Genomic DNA, 15,746 nt, shown 5'->3' on the forward strand with positions numbered 1-15,746 from the left:
TCATATCCTCAAATGAAGTTCAATTCCCCGCCGCGGCGGCCTGAGGCGCACGGGCCTGAATCCGGCAGGCCGTCAGCGTGCCGCGCCCGTCCGGCGTGATGGTGTAGGTATAGTCCATATCCAGCGGCGAGGCCGCAGGCTTGTAAAAGCGCATGGTGACGTTGCCGTTTTCCTCGCGGCGCACGTCGATGTCCAGCGGAGAATGTTCGGACTGGTAAATGCCGGTGAAATGACTGTTGGACCGCACCAGAAACGCGCCGCTCTGCCCCATGCTCAGAATGACCTGCCGAGCCTGCACGTCGTTGCCGTTGCAAAGCGCCACCGCGCGCCGCGCAAGTTCCGCGCTGACCGGCGACGTCGAACCCGCGTTGAAGCGCGCAAGTTCCTCTTCGGTGAGCGCCGAGGTGTCGTGAATATCCACGGTGTCCACAGGGCCGCCCGGAAGGCCGAAGGTCACGGCGGGGCTGTAGTCCGGCAGCGCGCCGTGCGTGCCGCGACGCTTGATGTCCTTGGCGAGGGAGGCTTCCACCTCGTCCAGCGTGCCCAGACTCCCGGGAGGCGTGAGCGACGGACGATTCACGAAGTCGTCGATGGACAGGGATACCGGGCCGCGCAGACCGGCCGCCGCCTTTTCCAGGGTCACGCCCGAAGAAAGCGAGGTCATGCCCGTCATGGCCGCCGTGGGATCGCCGGGCTTCGCCTGCTCGAACACGGCGGCAAGCCGCGCAAACATGGCGTCGTTGAAATCGCGCAGGCTTTCGTACTTTCGTTCGGCGGGCATGGATTCGTGGAAGCAGCCCTGCCAGATGGTTTCACGGGTGAGGGGGCCGTCGGGCTGGAGGGCCCGCATTTCTCCGAGACGCTGCGAAATCAGCGCCACGCAGCCCACGCCGCTGCCCGAAAAACGGCTGGTCACCACCGCCATGTCCGCCGCCGTGGCGGGCGTGGTCCAGGCCATGGCGTCCTGCGCCATGTGCGACACATCCACGTTTCTGCCGCAGGCGAAGGCGAAATTCCTCAATTCTTCAAGGGAGCCGTCGGCAATGCCGCGCAACATCGCCTGATCGTCGAACACGCGGTTGCCGTCGGCGGCAAGTTCCGCCTCGTGATGCACGGTCATGTTCACCGCGCGGCCGAGCTGCTGACGCTGCGCCGCATCGAGATTCAGGGAATCGGCGAGCGCGGAAACCGCGGCGTGCGTTGCGGGAGAGGCAAGAAAGGCTCCGGCCCGCACTTCGTTCCAGGCTCTCTTCAAATCGGGCGTGGAGGCCGTGCGCACCATGGCGCTCAAATCCTCGTAGCTCATCACCCTGCCGTTTTCGGCCGAGGCCGCCCGGATGACCGCCTCGCCGAACGCGGCCATGAGCGGCTGATGCGCCGCCGGATCCATGCCTTTCGCCGCGCAGAAATCGTTGAAGGCGTGCGAGATGTTGCGGGTGTCGCCCGGGCCGGTGTTGCCGAGCACGAAGTGACGGGCCATGTCGGCATTGATGCGGGAAAGGCCGTCGGCCATGTCGGCGGCGCTGTGGAGCACATCGCGCACGAGTCTCGCGCTGAGCGGACGCCCCTCTTCGCGCACGCTGCGCAGGCGGGGAGCCAGCGCGTCGGCCACGGTGTTGCCGTACTTCTGCCGCACCACGCTGAAGAGCGCGTCGCCGGCCTGTCTGTTGGTGGACTTGAGTGTGAAGAACGTGCCGACCTTGCCCTGCGCGGCAAAACCTCCGTTCTTCACAACAAGACTGGAATTATCGCTCAGCGAATCGGCCATGCTGCTGAACGCCGTGAAATTAAACGAAATGGATCTCGGCATGGTGCTGCTCCGTAGATTTTGGCAAAGGATGTCACGAAAGCGCCCGGCAGGCAAGAATGACGCAGGAAGCGGGCGGATTCCCCCTGCGTCTTTCATCATGCAAGAAGCATGCCATGCGCTTTCCCCCGCCCTGCCGTTCCAAAAGTCGGACGCAGACGGACAAATGCCCTGTGCCGGAAAAGTTTTGGACAGCGACGGCACGAACGACGCCCCGCAGAGTGCCAACTTTTATGGCGCTCTATCGAGTTTTATGCCAAAAATCGACCAATTCTTTTTCCAAAGAGAACAATGTTGACTTATCCGAAGCGACACGCGCAGAACGAAACACGCGCGCAGGCGGACGCTGCTGAAAAAACACGCAGTCCCCGCAGAACAGGCAACGAACGCGCTGGATTGACTGCCGAACTGCCGCTGCCCGTCCTGCACAGATTCCAGAGCCGCCGACGCGCAGGCGGGCGCTCGACGGATGAGAACGTTGCAACAGCAGGTTGGGAGCGCGCCCCCGCGAGAGTCGGACACTTTTCATCCGTCAAGCCCGAAAATCGCAACAGACGACCGCGCACAGGACTGACGCCCCGGCTTTGCCGAAGCGCCCGGCGCATCGGCGCTTTGGCGCTTTGGCCCTGTCTGCGGCGGGAGCAGTCGCGACGGCGGGGCCGTGCTGGCGCTCCGGGCCTTTTTGTGCCATGCTGCGCCTGCACAGGAGCGCGACGCAAAGGGGGAACGCCCGGCCTGTCGCAAGCGCCGGGTCGCACACACGAGGACCTCTCAGCGAAACTTCCGGCGTGACGTCTGCTCCCGAAGCCCCGCGCCTGCGCCGGCAACGCCCGCCCCCGAAGCGGCGGACAAAGCATGTTCGACAGGACGAAATCATGGAAGAAAACAAGAAGAAATATCCCTGCCCGCACGGCGAGCGTTCCAACCTTGTGGTGCTGTGCAAAATGCCCTGCGAGGAAACGGGCTGCCGCCCCACGGATCTGACCTACGAAAAGGACGCCTTTATCGTTACCGAATACTGGTGCCGGGAATCCTGCCTCTGGTGGAAGGCCAACGGGCACGAATGGGACAAGAAGTAGCCCACAAAAAAAGCCGGAAGCCCGCTGTGCTGCGGGCCCCGGCGATTCCTCCCCCGTCCTTTTCCCTCTTTTTCTCTCTTCTCCCTGCCTTCTTTCCGCCTCCCCGGCTCTTCCGAAGCGAAGCGTCGAAGGGCCTCTGAAAAAAGTTTTTTTCCACGTCCCGGAAACTCCTCAGCGGGCCCGGCGGAACGCGGATTGACCATCTCGGTGACGGCATCAGAAACAGGCTCTCCCAGCACGCCGTGCCCCCCCGCCTGCGCCGCCTCCATGCTGCTGGCCTGCCCAGACTCTCCCGCGCTGACCGCCTCCCCCAAAACTGCGTCGTCATGTCCCCAACCGGCCCAGACTCTTCCCCCGCCGGGAAAACTGCCATGAATACGGGAGAGCAGTACCCGCCGCAGAGTTCTCCCTGCACGCAAGATTCCCGAACATCGCCCGTTCCCGCCCATTCCGCCAAGCTCTCCCCCAACTCGCGGGAACCGCGGAAGAAAAATCGCCGAAACTGCGCTTCCGCGGCGAATCCCCCTCGCCCCGGAAACTCCACAACGCCGCCTGCCGACTCATCGACGTAAAGGCGCTCTTCCCCACGCGCCGGCCTCCCTGAAATCGTGAGGGACTCGGGGCCCGACTTGTCGGGGAAAACTTCCTCCCGACGGCGTTCGGGCAGGGCCCCGAGTCTCCGGCCCGTCATCCTTCTCCCTCCATCGGGGCAGCGCTCCGAGACTCCTCCCCTTTCTCTCTATTCCCTTTCTGCGGAGGAGTTCACGGGTTCGAGGGTGCAGTGTTTCACGCGGTCGCTCTCTTCTGCTCGTTTGGCGTTGTTGAATCTGTCCGTCGTGCCGACGAGGTAGCCGGTGATGCGGCGGATGCGCTCAAACGGCACGCCGCGGCCGATGCATGCAGCGTCATTCATGGCGTCTCCTTCAGCCGTTGGCGGCTTCCACGGTTTTTTCAAGGGAATCCACGCGACGGAGCCACCCGTCGAGAAAGGGTTTCAGGCTGCCGTTGCCGTTGACGAGTTCGTGGTAGCGGGCCCGGCGCAGGTGACAGACGGCCACGGCGGTCTTGCGGTCGCTGCAGGTGCGCAGCGCGGCAAGGGTCACGGGCCCCCATACGCCGTCCGCGCGCAGGCCGAGAGCCTTCTGCACAAGGCGACAGGCGCAGTCGGCCCCCATGTTCACGGCGGTGTCGTACATCACCACGGCGCAGAGCGGCTTCACGTCGTCGAGGCTCAGGGCGTCCCAGAACCTGCGGCGCATGCTCCTGACGGCGCCTTCCGGCGTGAGGGCAGACTCGTCGGCGTCGATATCGCCTTCAATGTTGTTGTCTTCGCCAGTATCGCCCTGATCTTCCTGCCCATGGAGAGCGGCCAGACAGCCGCCGTCATGTGCGGAGCCGCCGGAATCGGCAACATGCCCGACGCGTCCGCCTTCCCACAACGATGTGAAGTCATGTGCTTTTTCAAAATTTCCCATAAACAAGCTCCCTTTTTCCAGAGAACCTATCCGCCGCCGTCACTGCGGCACAGGGAAAAGAGAAAAAAGGAAGCCGCCGCATCGCAGAAGGAGCACGGAGGTCGCAGGCGTTCCCCCGGACGGGGCGCATCGTCGCCCGATGCCGCAGCATTGCCTGCGGCATGCAGACTCGCGCTGCCGAGGTGACGCCGCTGCACGATGGCCCGATGTCTGCCGAGAGGCGCAACAGGCCGCAACGTTCCGCGATGCATGCCGCCCGGCAAGCGGCGTCTCCGCCTCTGAAAGAACGACGCGCGCGGCCTCTCCAGCTGCGCTCCTCTTTTTGAAAAACTTAAAGCACTGCTTTAAAAATTCCAGCGGAATGCCTGTTTCGCGCCCTTCCGCCTCTGCCTTCCCCTCCCCCGAATGGGGCCCCACCGGCATAGCCGATGGTTCCTCTTGTGCGCCTGTAAGGCTTTCTTACCAGCCGCGCCCTAGAGGCGCATGTACGCTCTGACATCTGCATTTCTGTTGCCGACGGCCCGTAAAACGGGCTTCCGGCGTACGAGATGCTCAGCTGATCTTCAGTTTTATCCTCGGCCAGTTGATCCCTGATGTACTCGGCCATCTTTGCCTTATTCTTGCCCACCGTGTCGACATAGTAACCGCGGCACCAGAACTCCCGATTACGATATTTGAACTTCAGCTCACCGAACAGCTTATATATCATCTGGCTGCTCTTGTCTTTCAAATATCCGGCAAACGCCGATACACTCATCTTGGGCGGCATCTCAAGCAACATATGGATATGGTCGGGGCAGCATTCCGCTTCTACTATGCTCACGCTCTTCCACTCACATAATTTCCGCAAGATTTCTCCTATGGCCCTTTTCTTCTCACCATAGAAACTCTGTCGGCGATATTTTGGTACAAAAACCATGTGATATTTGCCGTTCCATTTCGTATGCGCTAACTTCTTTGCGTCACCCATTGTGACATCCTTTTGATTTGCTCATGGGCGCAGTCGCCAGACCGCACCCCTTTCTTGCCGAATCAAGAGGAGTGTTTATAACATATTCATAACTATAGGTTTTCGGAGGCCCCCAGCCTAGCTGGGGGTTTTCTTTTAACCAAAAAAGCGGAACCGCAGGGTCCCGCCTTTTCACGCTTTCATGCCGCGCGTCATCCCAGAAGTTTTTCCGCCAGAGGCATGAAGTCCAGCGGCCAGAACATTTCCGGCCTGGGCTGAGGCACGTCGGCGCGATCAGCCGTCGGACGACAGGCCAGCACGGCATCCGCCCACTGCGGCGGAAAAGAATCAATGTCCAGAGCCGCGCCGAGCAGCGCTCCGGCCACAGCGCCGTTGGCTGCGGCGTCGCCGCCCTTCATCACGGTGTCGCGCACGCCCTGCCCGGCGTCGGAAGCATGGAGAAGCTGCCAGAATCCGTTCTGCAGCGTGGTCAGCACGTGACTCATGTCGTTCTGATACTCGGCAGGGCGCTCAAACGCCGCGCGTTCCAGGCAGTCCAGTACGCGGGAGAGTTCTGCCTGCGGCATGTCGTCGTTCCAGCGGGAAAGAGCCGCCGTCGCCGTCAGCGCCGCACGATGCATGTCCTTCGGAGATCCGCTCCGCACGCCGTAGGCCAGCGCCGTCACGTATGCGACGTTCGCCGCCCGGCACAAAGGATGCGGACAGGTCAGCGCCGCTTCCTCCATGGCCCAGCGGGCAAGCGTTCTCATGCCGGCATCCTCGTTGAGCACGGCCATGTCGGGTTCTCCGCCGTCGTCGCAGGGAAGAGACGTTTCAGGAATGAACCTCGCGCCGAACACGCCCAGAGGACTGACGCGCATGAGCGCGCAGTTGGCCTCGCTTCGGGCATCCGGCTTGCCGTGAAGCGCCCGGAACACCGAATGCGCAAAATCCACGGGATGACTGCCGAGCCAGGATTTATAGGCCGCAAAAATCCGCCCGGCGTTGAACGTGCCCTCCTCGGCAAGCGTGCGGGCCAGCGCCAGCGCCATTTCCGAGTCGTCCGTAGGCTGTCCGGGCAGCGTGCGGTACAGGGCGCTGCCTTCCAGCTCGTCCATCCCGGCGGGATACATGGCCCTGACCTTTTCCTCGTCCTTGAATTCCACCTGACTGCCCAGAGAATCTCCGGCAATCTGCCCGAGCAGACATCCCCATGCGCGGCGCACGACGTCAGCGCTTCTTTCCATAGCTTTTCCTCGCACTCTGCGGACGGCCGCCGCTTCGACCTGGCGACCGCGCTCCGCGTCTCGTTATTCGGCCTGATTGTCGACGGCTTCTTCCTGCTGATCCTCGTCCATCTCTTCGAGCTGCTGATCGTCCCCGCCGTCGTTCTGCTGATTTTCCATCTGCCCCGCCTGATCGCTGAGCGCGGGATATTCCGGGCTCTCCAGATACAGCGTGCAGTAGGTCGCCTGAGCGCCTTTTTCGGTCTCGGAACCGGCCAGAAACACATACACCGCTCCCGGCCTGTCCGCCTTCTTTTCCGCGCCGGCGAAATTCCATTCCAGCACTTCCAGACCGCCTTCATCCGCAAGATATCCGCGCAGATCGTCTCCGGCGTCCTCCACGTCGTCCAGGCTGAGCGAGGGCTCGCCGTAGCGGCGCTCCAGTTCCTGCTTCAGGCCTTCAAGCACGTTCAGCGTGGAAGCGCCGTCCACACTGGCGTCGTCGGGCGACGAAGCCATGATGCGGATGATCCTGCCCTGATACGTGTCCACGGCATAGGTGTCGAATCTGGAATCCGGGGACGGAGGCGTTATCTCGTACATCTTGAGCTGCCAGCGCTCGGAAACGGGCTGACTGCCGTGCGCATACTGCGCCACGTCGGCGCCGAGCTCTATGCCGAAGGCTCCCGCAGCCAGCGCCCGGGCCGCGCCGGAAAAAACAAACAGCGCCAAAAACAGAACCGTTCGAATATATTTCATGAAAATCTCCTGTGCCGACCATGCGGCACCGGCCATAAGTAAGCACAGGCACAACTTTTGTCCAGCGCGCGGCGCTTGTCTTTCCCGGCAAGGGAGGCTAACTATCGGCAAGCGGCTCTTCCGCGTTTGTTCACTTCTTACCTTGTTAGCGCCATGACTCATTCCCTCCCGGAACTACTCGCCCCGGCCGGAGGTCGCGAACAGCTTGAGGCCGCCGTGCTCTACGGCGCCGACGCCGTCTATCTCGGCGGCAGCGCCCTTTCCCTGCGGGCAAAATGCCGCGGCTTCGACGGCCCGGAACTTGCCGACGCCATCGCCTTCGCCCATCGCTCCGGCGTGCGCGTCTATTACTGCCTGAACGCCCTGCCCTTCGACGAGCATCTGCCCGCCGTGGAAGAACAGCTTGAACGGCTGCCGGAACTCGGCGCGGACGGCCTCATTGCCGCCGATCCCGGCGTCATCCGTCTCGCCGGACGCCTCTGCCCCTCCGTCGAACTGCACCTCTCCACCCAGGCGCATTCCGTCAATGCCGCCGCCGTGGAATTCTGGAAGGAAGTCGGCGTCCGACGCATCAATCTCGCCCGCGAACTCGGCAAGGACGCCATGACGGCTCTCATACGCCGCTTTCCCGACATGGACTTTGAAGTGTTCGTCCACGGAGCCATGTGCCTTTCGCTTTCCGGGCACTGCCTCATTTCGGCATGGGTCAATAATCGTCCTGCCAATCTCGGCCTCTGCACCCAGCCCTGCCGCTTCGACTACCGCGGCATACGGCTCACCGTGGAAGAAGCCGTGCGCCGCGACGGGCCTTTTCTCGACGTCACGCAGGAAGAGGACTTCAGCGCCGTCTGGGCGCCCATGGATCTTTGCCTTGTTCGCTGGATGCGCGACATCGTCCGCATGGGGCCCTCCGCGCTCAAGCTGGAAGGCAGGACCAAAAGCGGCGGATACGTGGCGCAGGTGACCGACGCATACCGCACGGCCCTGAATCTTGCTTCATCCGAACAGGAAGAAATCTCTGCCGACGACTTCGTGACGGAGCTCTTTCACACGGCCTCGCGCCCGCTCTGCTCGGGCTTCTTTCTCCCGGAACGCCGGGTGGAACGGCCGCCCCGCAACTTCACGGCGCATCCCGTCGTCGCCCGAGTTCTGGCCCCCGCCGGAAACGACGGCTGGCGCATTCAGGCGCGCTCCCCCTGGAACGCCGACAGCGACGCCGAACTGCTGCTGCCCGGCATGAAGCGCCCCGTGCTTCGGGCAGGCTCCTACGCGCTGGAAAATCACCGCGGCGAAAAAACGGACAGGCTCAATCCCGGCATGGAAGGCGTCGTGCATCTCGACGCTCCCGATCTTCGCCCTGGCATGTACATCCGGCTCCGCCCCGAAAGCGCGCCCCACTCGCCGGAAGCCGAAGCCTAAACGCTCGGCGCTGCCGGAAACGACACGGGAAAACGCCGCTCGAAGCGCTCCAGCACGTCCACGAGCGGCGCGTCCAGATACGAGAGCGCCTGCGCCCGAAGGTCGGCAGGCACGCCGAACCTCGCTTCCGCCATGCTGCCCGCCATGGCGGCGATGGTGTCGCTGTCTCCGCCGAGGGAAACGGCGTTGCGCACCGCGTCCTCCACGCTTTCCGCTTCCAGGAACGCCTCAATGGCCTGCGGCACGGAGCCCTGACAGCTGACGTCGAATCCATAGTCATCCCGAATCTCGTCCAGAGTGAAATCGAGCCTGTACCAGGATTCCTCCACTATTTTGCGAATGGCCCCGGAACTTTCGCCCTTTCCGGCATACCAGATGACCGCCGTCACGGCCTCGGCTCCGCGCAGGCCCTCCGGATGATCGTGCGTCACGCGGGTAACCCGATCGGCCATGTCCAGCGCGTCCTCCAGCGAAGCGGCCGCCCACGCGCACGGGCTCACCCTCATGCCCGAACCGTTGCCGAAGCTCCCGTAGGGCTGCGGATGTTCGCTCATGAGCCAGCGGGAAAAGCGACCGCCGTAACAGCCGCGAGCCCAGCGTCTGCCGAAGGCCTGCATGGACTCCACGGCATGACGCGAAAGACTTTCCCTGTCTCCGTCGCTTTTCAGCAAGGCGTCGGCCACGGCCAGCGTCATCACGCTGTCGTCCGTCACGCGGCATTCCGGCGTCAGAAGCTGAAAATGCTTGCTCTTGCAGTTGCGCCATTCAAAACGGGATCCCGCAATATCGCCGATAATCGCTCCGATCATGTTTTCGTGCTCCTTGTTTCCGGCAAAACACCCCTCACAAACAACGCAGACGCCGCCGACAATCCCGCGGCGCGCCATCTCTCCGACCTTCGCCGCATCCGGCAGGCGCGGACGATTGACAAGGCGCGCGCCTTCTTTCAGAACAGACTCCATCCACAACCCTGTTTCAGGAGAACGCCATGCGACGCCACGACAGAGAATGCTGCGAACAGAGTTTTTTCACCGATCTGCTTGGTCGGGCCGACGTCATGACTCTGGCCTTTCACGCCGGAGAATTTCCGTACGTCATTCCGGTCAACTTCGTGTACATGAACAACGCCGTCTATGTTCACTGCGCCACGGAAGGCCGCAAGCTGGACTGCCTCACAAAGAACCCCTGCACGGGGTTTTCCGTGCATGAAGTTCTCGGCATCGACAGGGAACAGGCGACGACCCGATATCTGAGCCTTTACGGCGAAGGCCGCGCCGCCCTTGTTGAAGACGACGAGGAAAAACAGGCTGCTCTGGCGGCTCTGGCCAAAAAATACCGGAGCCGCTGCACGCTGCCCGTTCCCGCAGACATGCTGTCGCGCACCGCCGTGATCAGAATCAGCATCGTTTCCATGAACGGCAAGAAAAATCTTCCCCCGGAACACGCCGACTGAACGCATCAGACAGCGATTTTTGCAAAACGAACGTCGATGATTCGTGCGTCCGATTTGCAAAAATCGTCATGAAAACAACGCGTTGCTACAGGCAGGCGTTTCCGGCAGGCCGCGTCTCACGCGACCTGAGACAAAGAAACGCCGCCTGCCCCATCCTTGTGCCGCAACGGCAGCGGCGCCGCACTCTACGCCTGACCGCACAGCGCCTGCATGAGCTCGGTCACCTTGGCGCGAAGCGCCCGGCCGGCTTCCGTGTCGGCCACGGAGCCGTCCTGCGCAAAGGCGTCGGAATAGGCGTTGGAAAAAATTTCCGGCTTGTTCAGCACGCGCAGATCAAGATACACGCACGTCTGACGCAGATGATACTGCGCCCGGGACGTGCCCATGCCGCCGCCGGCTCCCATCAGGGCCGCCTTTTTCCCGGCCATGATGTTCCCCTTCTCCCGGGAAGCCCAGTCCAGCGCGTTCTTCAGCGCCGGAGCCACGGAATAGTTGTATTCCGGCACGGCCAGCACAAAGCCGTCCGCCAGCTTCACCTGGTCGAGGAACGCATTGACGGCCGGAGTTTTTTCCCTGTCTTCCGCATAAAAGGGAAGCTCTGAAATATCGGCAATCTCCAGCGTTGCGCCTTCCGGCATGACCTGCGCCGCACAGCGCAGCAGGCCCATGTTGCGGGAAGACGCCCGGAGGCTTCCGCAGATACCGAGAAATCTTTTTTCAGACATAGGTTCCTCCTGAAAAGTTCTGCTTTCATATAGCTCCGAAAAAAGCAGAAAAGCAATGATCTCCGCCGAGCGCCGACATGCTCCGGCATCTCTGCCCGCCCAGCGGCGTCTTGACGGAAACAGGATTATGGCTCTATGTGCAAATCATGCTGCGCCATGCACGCCCGGCCAAGAGACGCGCGTCCGAGGCCGCGCCACCTGAACTCAGAGGAATTCGCCTTCATGAACGCTCCCGAACCGCACGACTCTCTTTTCTCCGACGCCTGTGAACAAAAACGTCCGGAACCGATGCCGCCCTGCCTGCGCGGCTCCCTGCTCGGCATCAACTACGGCATGCCTGCCCGTCTCATGGCGGCAGGGCAAGAGCGGGAAGCCGCGCTTGCCCTGCGAAAAGAAACGCCGTTCGGAGGCATCCTCGCCGCGCTCGGCGATCCCGGAGCCCAGGCGACATGTCCCAAGGGAAGCGCTCACCCGTTCATCTCCCGCATGCTGAAGCATCTTTCGGAACACTACGGCGACATGCTGTTCCAGCCTCTCTCCCTGCCCTTTTCCGGAAAGCGCGCCGTCGTCATAGGCTCCGGCCCCGCAGGTCTTCAGGCCGCCTGGACTCTGCGCGAACAGGGATGCGCCGTCGTCGTGCTCGAAGCCGCGTCTTCGGCCGGAGTCACGCTGCTCCACGCGCCCGTGCAGGAATCAAGCTCGGCTCCGGCTGCGCCTTCTCCCGCGGTTCCCGCAGAAATCGTGGAGCGCACCCTGGCCATGCTCTCCCGCTCGGGCATTGAATTTCGCTGCGCCTCCCCTGTGGGACAGGCCGAACTCCACAAGCTCCGCAGCAGCTTCGACCTCGTTTTCTGCGCCTGCGGCAAGGGAGCGGTGCTGCCCGCAGACGCCGAAGGCCGTGTTGAAGGAAATCTTTTTGCCGCAGGAACCTGCGTAAAAAATCAGAAGGGCATGGGCGCGCTGCAGTCCATGGCTGCGGCCAGAAAGGCCGCGCTGGCCGCAGGCTCCGCGATAGGAGAAAATGCAGCGCCGTCCGGTCGGCCCAAAGATTCGACACCGTCACTCGCCAAGGAAGCCCTTTTCCCGAAAGACGCCCCCGCACAGGAGCTCCGGTTCCGGGAAGAGGCAGAGTTCTCTCTCCGCCGCGAGGCGCAGCAATGCCTCTCCTGCCTTCAAACAGTATGACACTTCGCCCTGCCCGTGACGCCCAGTTCCCGGCAGAGAACTTTCGGTCCACAGGCGCGCCTTTGTCTTTTTACGCAAAGTTTCAATTAACGCTTGACAATCCCGGCCGGCTTTTCTAGAGTCTGTCCCGTTGGCGCGAGGCCAGCATGTGGGGATGTAGCTCAGCTGGGAGAGCATTGCCTTCGCAAGGCAGGGGTCGAGAGTTCAAATCTCTTCATCTCCACCACCATGACGATCAGCGGTCGGACGTTGTCCGGCCGCTTTTTTATTTCCTGTTTTTCGTGCTTCCTTCACCCCTGCCCCTGGGAACGATTACCCCGCGGCGCATCCGCAAACTCCATTCGTCCGTCGCCAGACCCGCACCAGAAGAAACAACGCCCCCGTCCTGCGGACGCCAGCGCGCCAACGAGACGCCGGAACGCATGTCCGGCTGCCTCCGCGCTTCGCGTCTTCGTCAGCCCTCCTCTCGCCGACGCCCGGCCGCACACGCTCAACATGGCCGGGACCATCCGATCCCGTCGCATCCTCCCTCCGCCCATGCCGGAAGTCCACGCGGCAAGCCTTTTCTGCTCCCTGCCCCCTCCGACGCGCGTCTTTCAACCGACATGCCCCGACAGACGGCCATTTTCCCCGCATCTCCCCGACCTGCTTCCGTCTTCGCCGAGCCTGCCGCACTGCGTCGAAGCTTCCAGATACGCCCCGTTCGGAACATTTCCGTTTCATTGCTTTCCCCTCCAGAGACAAATTTCACTCTCCGAAGAAAGTGTCGCAAAAAATTTTTCTGCTGAATCTTCCCACCAGAACAGGTCGGCAGACCACAGACGTCTTTTCTCAAAAAGCCCTGCCGCACAAGCGATGTCAGACGTTTCAGGACAAAGCCCGCCGCAGAAAAGGACACGGAACATGGAAGAATATCCCCGGGTTAAAAAATGAAAACAGACAACAAATATTGACATCAGACATCAGGGCGGTTACATCAGAACCGTTCCGGGAACGCCGTTCCCCGGAACGAAAATGAAAACACAGGAGAAGGTCATGTCTCATTACAATATGTTTCTTCCGAACTACTCCATCGGTTCCGACTGCTACAACGAAATAGCTCACGTCACCCGCCATTACGGCAACACCGCCGTGGTCATCGGCGGCAAAACGGCCATGTCCAAGGCACACGACGCCCTGCTGAAGGCCGTGGAAGGAACCCATGTGACCATTACCGACTTTGTCTGGTTCGGCGGCGACTCCACCTACGAGAACGGCAAAATGCTCATGGAAACCGAATCCGTCAAAAACGCCGATATGATCTTTGCCGTCGGCGGCGGCCGCGCCTGCGATACCGGCAAATACGTGGCCAACGAACTCGACAAGCCGCTCTTCTGCTTCCCCACCGTGGCCAGCAACTGCGCCTCCGTCACGTCCATCTGCGTGATCTACAATCCCGACGGAAGCTTCCGTGAATACTACTATCCCAAGATGGCGAATCACACCTTCATCAATTCCGACATCATCGCCGATTCGCCCTATCAGCTTCTCTGGGCCGGCATCGGCGACGCGCTTTCCAAGGAATGCGAAGCCGTGTTCTCCAGCAAGGGCGTGGAACTGAGCCATACGCCGCTCATGGGCGTGCAGCTCTCCCATGTCTGCACGAGCCCGCTGATCCGCTTCGGCGCCAAGGCCCTCGAGGCCTGCCGCAACAAGAAGCCTTCCCACGAACTGGAACAGGTAACGCTGGACATCATCATTTCCACGGGTATAGTTTCCAACATGACCACGCATACGCCCGAGTACTATTACAACTCTTCTCTGGCGCATTGCGTCTATTACGGCGCCACCGTAACGAAGAACGGACACAAGCACCTGCACGGCGAAATCGTCGCTCTGGGCGTTCTGTGCCTGCTCACCTTTGACAAGAAGTATGAAGAGCGCGACGCCATCATGGCCTTCAACGCCAGCATGGGCTTCCCGGTGTGCTTCGACGACGTGGAAATCGACGAAAGCGAATTTGAAGCCATGGGTGAAAAGGTGGTGACTTCCACCGAATGGGCCTATCGTCCGAAGGGCGTGACGCTGGAAGCCTTCATCGAAAGCATGAGGGAACAGAACCGCTGCGGCCGGGAGTACAAGAAGAATCACTGATACCCCGGCAGCCTCCGCCTGCCCCTCATGAACACGCGCCTCGCGGCGCAGGCGAAAACGACCGGAGACGGAATCATGCCGTCCGTCCGGCCGTTTTCGCAAAGACCGAGCGGAAACGCTCTTGCCGGAGCTTATCTTGAAAAAAACAGAACGACTGTCCGACAGAGTGGCTGAAAGCATTCTGTCCATGATTACCGTGGACAGAACCCTCAAGCCGGGCGACAAGCTGCCCAATGAACTGGAACTCGCCAGCCAACTCGGCGTGAGCCGCATCACTCTGCGGGAGGGCATACGCATGCTCGCCGCCCGCAACGTTCTGGAAATACGACGAGGCCGAGGCACCTACGTGCGCGAAGACTTCAAGGAACGCTCGTTCCGCGAACTGCACGACGTGCCGACCGCCGAAGGCAGCGCCGAATCCGTGTATGAAATGCGCATGATCTTTGAACCCGAGGTCGCCTACTACGCCACGCTCCGCGCCACGGAAAGCGAAATGATGCATATCTGCGAGCTCGCCAAGCGCATCGCCTCCGGCGATCCCGAGGATCCGCGCCTGCTGGAGGACGAAAAAACCTTCCATCGCGCCATCGCCCGGGCCACGCACAACGAATTCATGAACCGGCTCATGCCCGTGCTCCAGGAAGCCTTCGAGCAGGCCATGGACCTCGCGCCCCGTCATCCCGAAGCCCTGCACCGCAGCCGCTACGATCATCAGCTCATTCTCGACTTCATGGTCAGCAGAAACGCCGAAGGCGCGAGGAGCGCCATGAAGATACACATTCTGCACATCATGGACGCCCTGAACCTGACGCCGGCAAGAATCGGCGAATAACCAGAACCGCCCCTTGAAGGGGCGGTTCTGGTTTGTCCCTGTAAAGGGTCTGTTACTCGGCGGCCCTCTTGGGAGGGCCCGGTCTCGGCTCCTGCCGCAGCGTTATTTCCTGCTGCTTGCAAACAAGCTGACGGGCCGTTCCACCAAACTATACTGATCAGTTGTCTCGCTCTTCCTGCCCCCGTACATATTGATGATCTCGCCTCATTTACTCCCACCGTGCTGAAAAAACAGCCGGTGCACCAGAAATGACGATTGCCGAACTTATGGCGCAGATGCGGAAAACTCTCGAATATCATCAGAGAGCTCTTCCTTTTCAAATCCCCCATTACCTGCGCCACGCTATACTCTGGTGGAATCTTGATGCGCATATGGTATGGTCCATACACGCATTTGCTTCTACTCTCTCTATTTCTTTGCATTCACAAAGTTTTCTCAGAATTTCTCCTTTCGTTCCGCGATACTTTCCGTATATCGGCTTGCGTCTGAATTTCGGAGCGAAAAGTATATGATACTTGCAGGTCCAACGGGTATGATTTAAACCCTGGTCATTCATTGCTGGGTTCCTTTGTGCATGGATTTCGAGTCGAGACAACTTGTTATCTCACAAAGGAACCCTCTTTTTAACTTATTTAAAGGCTTCGCCTTTTTGGAACTCCCCGCATAGAGGGGAGTTTTCGGGCTTAAAAAGCAGGACGCCCCTA

14 protein-coding genes, 1 tRNA gene and 2 pseudogenes are annotated in these 15,746 nt (G+C 61.1%); 8 read left to right on the forward strand and 9 right to left on the reverse strand.

Going from position 1 to position 15,746, the window contains the following annotated elements:
- Positions 1 to 19: 19 nt before the first annotated feature.
- Entirely contained in the window at positions 20 to 1,810 is a 1,791-nt protein-coding gene (locus ABGT79_RS01165; RefSeq protein ID WP_346664625.1) for a hypothetical protein, read from the reverse strand.
- Here ABGT79_RS01165 and ABGT79_RS01170 point away from each other — a divergent pair.
- Both ABGT79_RS01170 and ABGT79_RS01175 read left to right on the forward strand, forming a co-directional pair.
- Positions 1,767 to 2,105 carry a hypothetical protein gene (locus tag ABGT79_RS01170; protein ID WP_346664626.1) on the forward strand — a complete coding sequence of 113 codons (339 nt, stop codon included), beginning with the start codon at positions 1,767 to 1,769 and terminating at the stop codon, positions 2,103 to 2,105. The genes ABGT79_RS01165 and ABGT79_RS01170 overlap by 44 nt on opposite strands.
- A gap of 577 nt (positions 2,106 to 2,682) precedes the next feature.
- On the forward strand, positions 2,683 to 2,886 hold the full coding sequence (locus ABGT79_RS01175; RefSeq protein WP_346664627.1) for a hypothetical protein: 204 nt from the start codon (positions 2,683 to 2,685) through the stop codon (positions 2,884 to 2,886).
- 739 nt (positions 2,887 to 3,625) lie between these two features.
- On the opposite strand, the gene nrdD is transcribed toward ABGT79_RS01175, so the two are convergent.
- From nrdD to ABGT79_RS01200, 5 genes and pseudogenes are all read right to left on the reverse strand, one after another.
- The gene (nrdD, locus tag ABGT79_RS01180) at positions 3,626 to 3,799 is read right to left on the reverse strand and encodes an anaerobic ribonucleoside-triphosphate reductase (protein WP_346664628.1); all 174 of its coding nucleotides are present in this window, start codon (positions 3,797 to 3,799) and stop codon (positions 3,626 to 3,628) included.
- Between the two features lie 10 nt (positions 3,800 to 3,809).
- Positions 3,810 to 4,361 carry a glycosyl hydrolase 108 family protein gene (locus tag ABGT79_RS01185; protein WP_346664629.1) on the reverse strand — a complete coding sequence of 184 codons (552 nt, stop codon included), beginning with the start codon at positions 4,359 to 4,361 and terminating at the stop codon, positions 3,810 to 3,812.
- 520 nt (positions 4,362 to 4,881) lie between these two features.
- Positions 4,882 to 5,331: pseudogene (gene tnpA, locus ABGT79_RS01190) on the reverse strand (IS200/IS605 family transposase); the annotation flags it as partial.
- Positions 5,332 to 5,522: 191 nt separating this feature from the next.
- The gene (locus ABGT79_RS01195; protein ID WP_346664630.1) at positions 5,523 to 6,557 is read right to left on the reverse strand and encodes an ADP-ribosylglycohydrolase family protein; all 1,035 of its coding nucleotides are present in this window, start codon (positions 6,555 to 6,557) and stop codon (positions 5,523 to 5,525) included.
- 63 nt (positions 6,558 to 6,620) lie between these two features.
- Positions 6,621 to 7,295: a hypothetical protein gene (locus tag ABGT79_RS01200; protein WP_346664631.1), complete on the reverse strand. Its 675-nt coding sequence runs from the start codon at positions 7,293 to 7,295 to the stop codon at positions 6,621 to 6,623.
- 153 nt (positions 7,296 to 7,448) lie between these two features.
- On the opposite strand from ABGT79_RS01200, the gene ABGT79_RS01205 reads away from it, so the two are divergent.
- Positions 7,449 to 8,714: a peptidase U32 family protein gene (locus tag ABGT79_RS01205; protein WP_346664632.1), complete on the forward strand. Its 1,266-nt coding sequence runs from the start codon at positions 7,449 to 7,451 to the stop codon at positions 8,712 to 8,714.
- Here the strand turns inward: ABGT79_RS01205 and ABGT79_RS01210 are convergent.
- Positions 8,711 to 9,523, reverse strand: coding sequence for an ADP-ribosylglycohydrolase family protein (locus tag ABGT79_RS01210; RefSeq protein WP_346664633.1), 813 nt, complete (start codon positions 9,521 to 9,523; stop codon positions 8,711 to 8,713). The genes ABGT79_RS01205 and ABGT79_RS01210 overlap by 4 nt on opposite strands.
- Positions 9,524 to 9,702: 179 nt before the next feature.
- Here ABGT79_RS01210 and ABGT79_RS01215 point away from each other — a divergent pair, with 179 nt between their 5' ends.
- On the forward strand, positions 9,703 to 10,167 hold the full coding sequence (locus ABGT79_RS01215) for a pyridoxamine 5'-phosphate oxidase family protein (RefSeq protein ID WP_346664634.1): 465 nt from the start codon (positions 9,703 to 9,705) through the stop codon (positions 10,165 to 10,167).
- Between the two features lie 185 nt (positions 10,168 to 10,352).
- On the opposite strand, the gene ABGT79_RS01220 is transcribed toward ABGT79_RS01215, so the two are convergent.
- Positions 10,353 to 10,892 carry an NAD(P)H-dependent oxidoreductase gene (locus ABGT79_RS01220; RefSeq protein ID WP_346664635.1) on the reverse strand — a complete coding sequence of 180 codons (540 nt, stop codon included), beginning with the start codon at positions 10,890 to 10,892 and terminating at the stop codon, positions 10,353 to 10,355.
- A gap of 222 nt (positions 10,893 to 11,114) precedes the next feature.
- On the opposite strand from ABGT79_RS01220, the gene ABGT79_RS01225 reads away from it, so the two are divergent.
- The 4 genes from ABGT79_RS01225 to ABGT79_RS01240 all read left to right on the forward strand — a co-directional run bounded on the left by ABGT79_RS01225 (position 11,115) and on the right by ABGT79_RS01240 (position 15,042).
- Positions 11,115 to 12,077 carry an NAD(P)-binding protein gene (locus tag ABGT79_RS01225; protein WP_346664636.1) on the forward strand — a complete coding sequence of 321 codons (963 nt, stop codon included), beginning with the start codon at positions 11,115 to 11,117 and terminating at the stop codon, positions 12,075 to 12,077.
- Between the two features lie 150 nt (positions 12,078 to 12,227).
- Positions 12,228 to 12,303, forward strand: a tRNA-Ala gene (locus ABGT79_RS01230).
- An 809-nt stretch (positions 12,304 to 13,112) separates the two neighbouring features.
- The gene (locus tag ABGT79_RS01235) at positions 13,113 to 14,210 is read left to right on the forward strand and encodes an iron-containing alcohol dehydrogenase family protein (protein ID WP_346664637.1); all 1,098 of its coding nucleotides are present in this window, start codon (positions 13,113 to 13,115) and stop codon (positions 14,208 to 14,210) included.
- Between the two features lie 166 nt (positions 14,211 to 14,376).
- Positions 14,377 to 15,042 carry an FCD domain-containing protein gene (locus tag ABGT79_RS01240; protein ID WP_346664638.1) on the forward strand — a complete coding sequence of 222 codons (666 nt, stop codon included), beginning with the start codon at positions 14,377 to 14,379 and terminating at the stop codon, positions 15,040 to 15,042.
- A 102-nt stretch (positions 15,043 to 15,144) separates the two neighbouring features.
- Here the strand turns inward: ABGT79_RS01240 and tnpA (ABGT79_RS01245) are convergent.
- A pseudogene (gene tnpA, locus ABGT79_RS01245) lies at positions 15,145 to 15,598 on the reverse strand (IS200/IS605 family transposase).
- Between the last annotated feature and the right edge of the window lie 148 nt (positions 15,599 to 15,746).

The organism is uncultured Mailhella sp., assembly GCF_963931295.1.
Classification (GTDB): Bacteria; Desulfobacterota; Desulfovibrionia; order Desulfovibrionales; family Desulfovibrionaceae; genus Mailhella.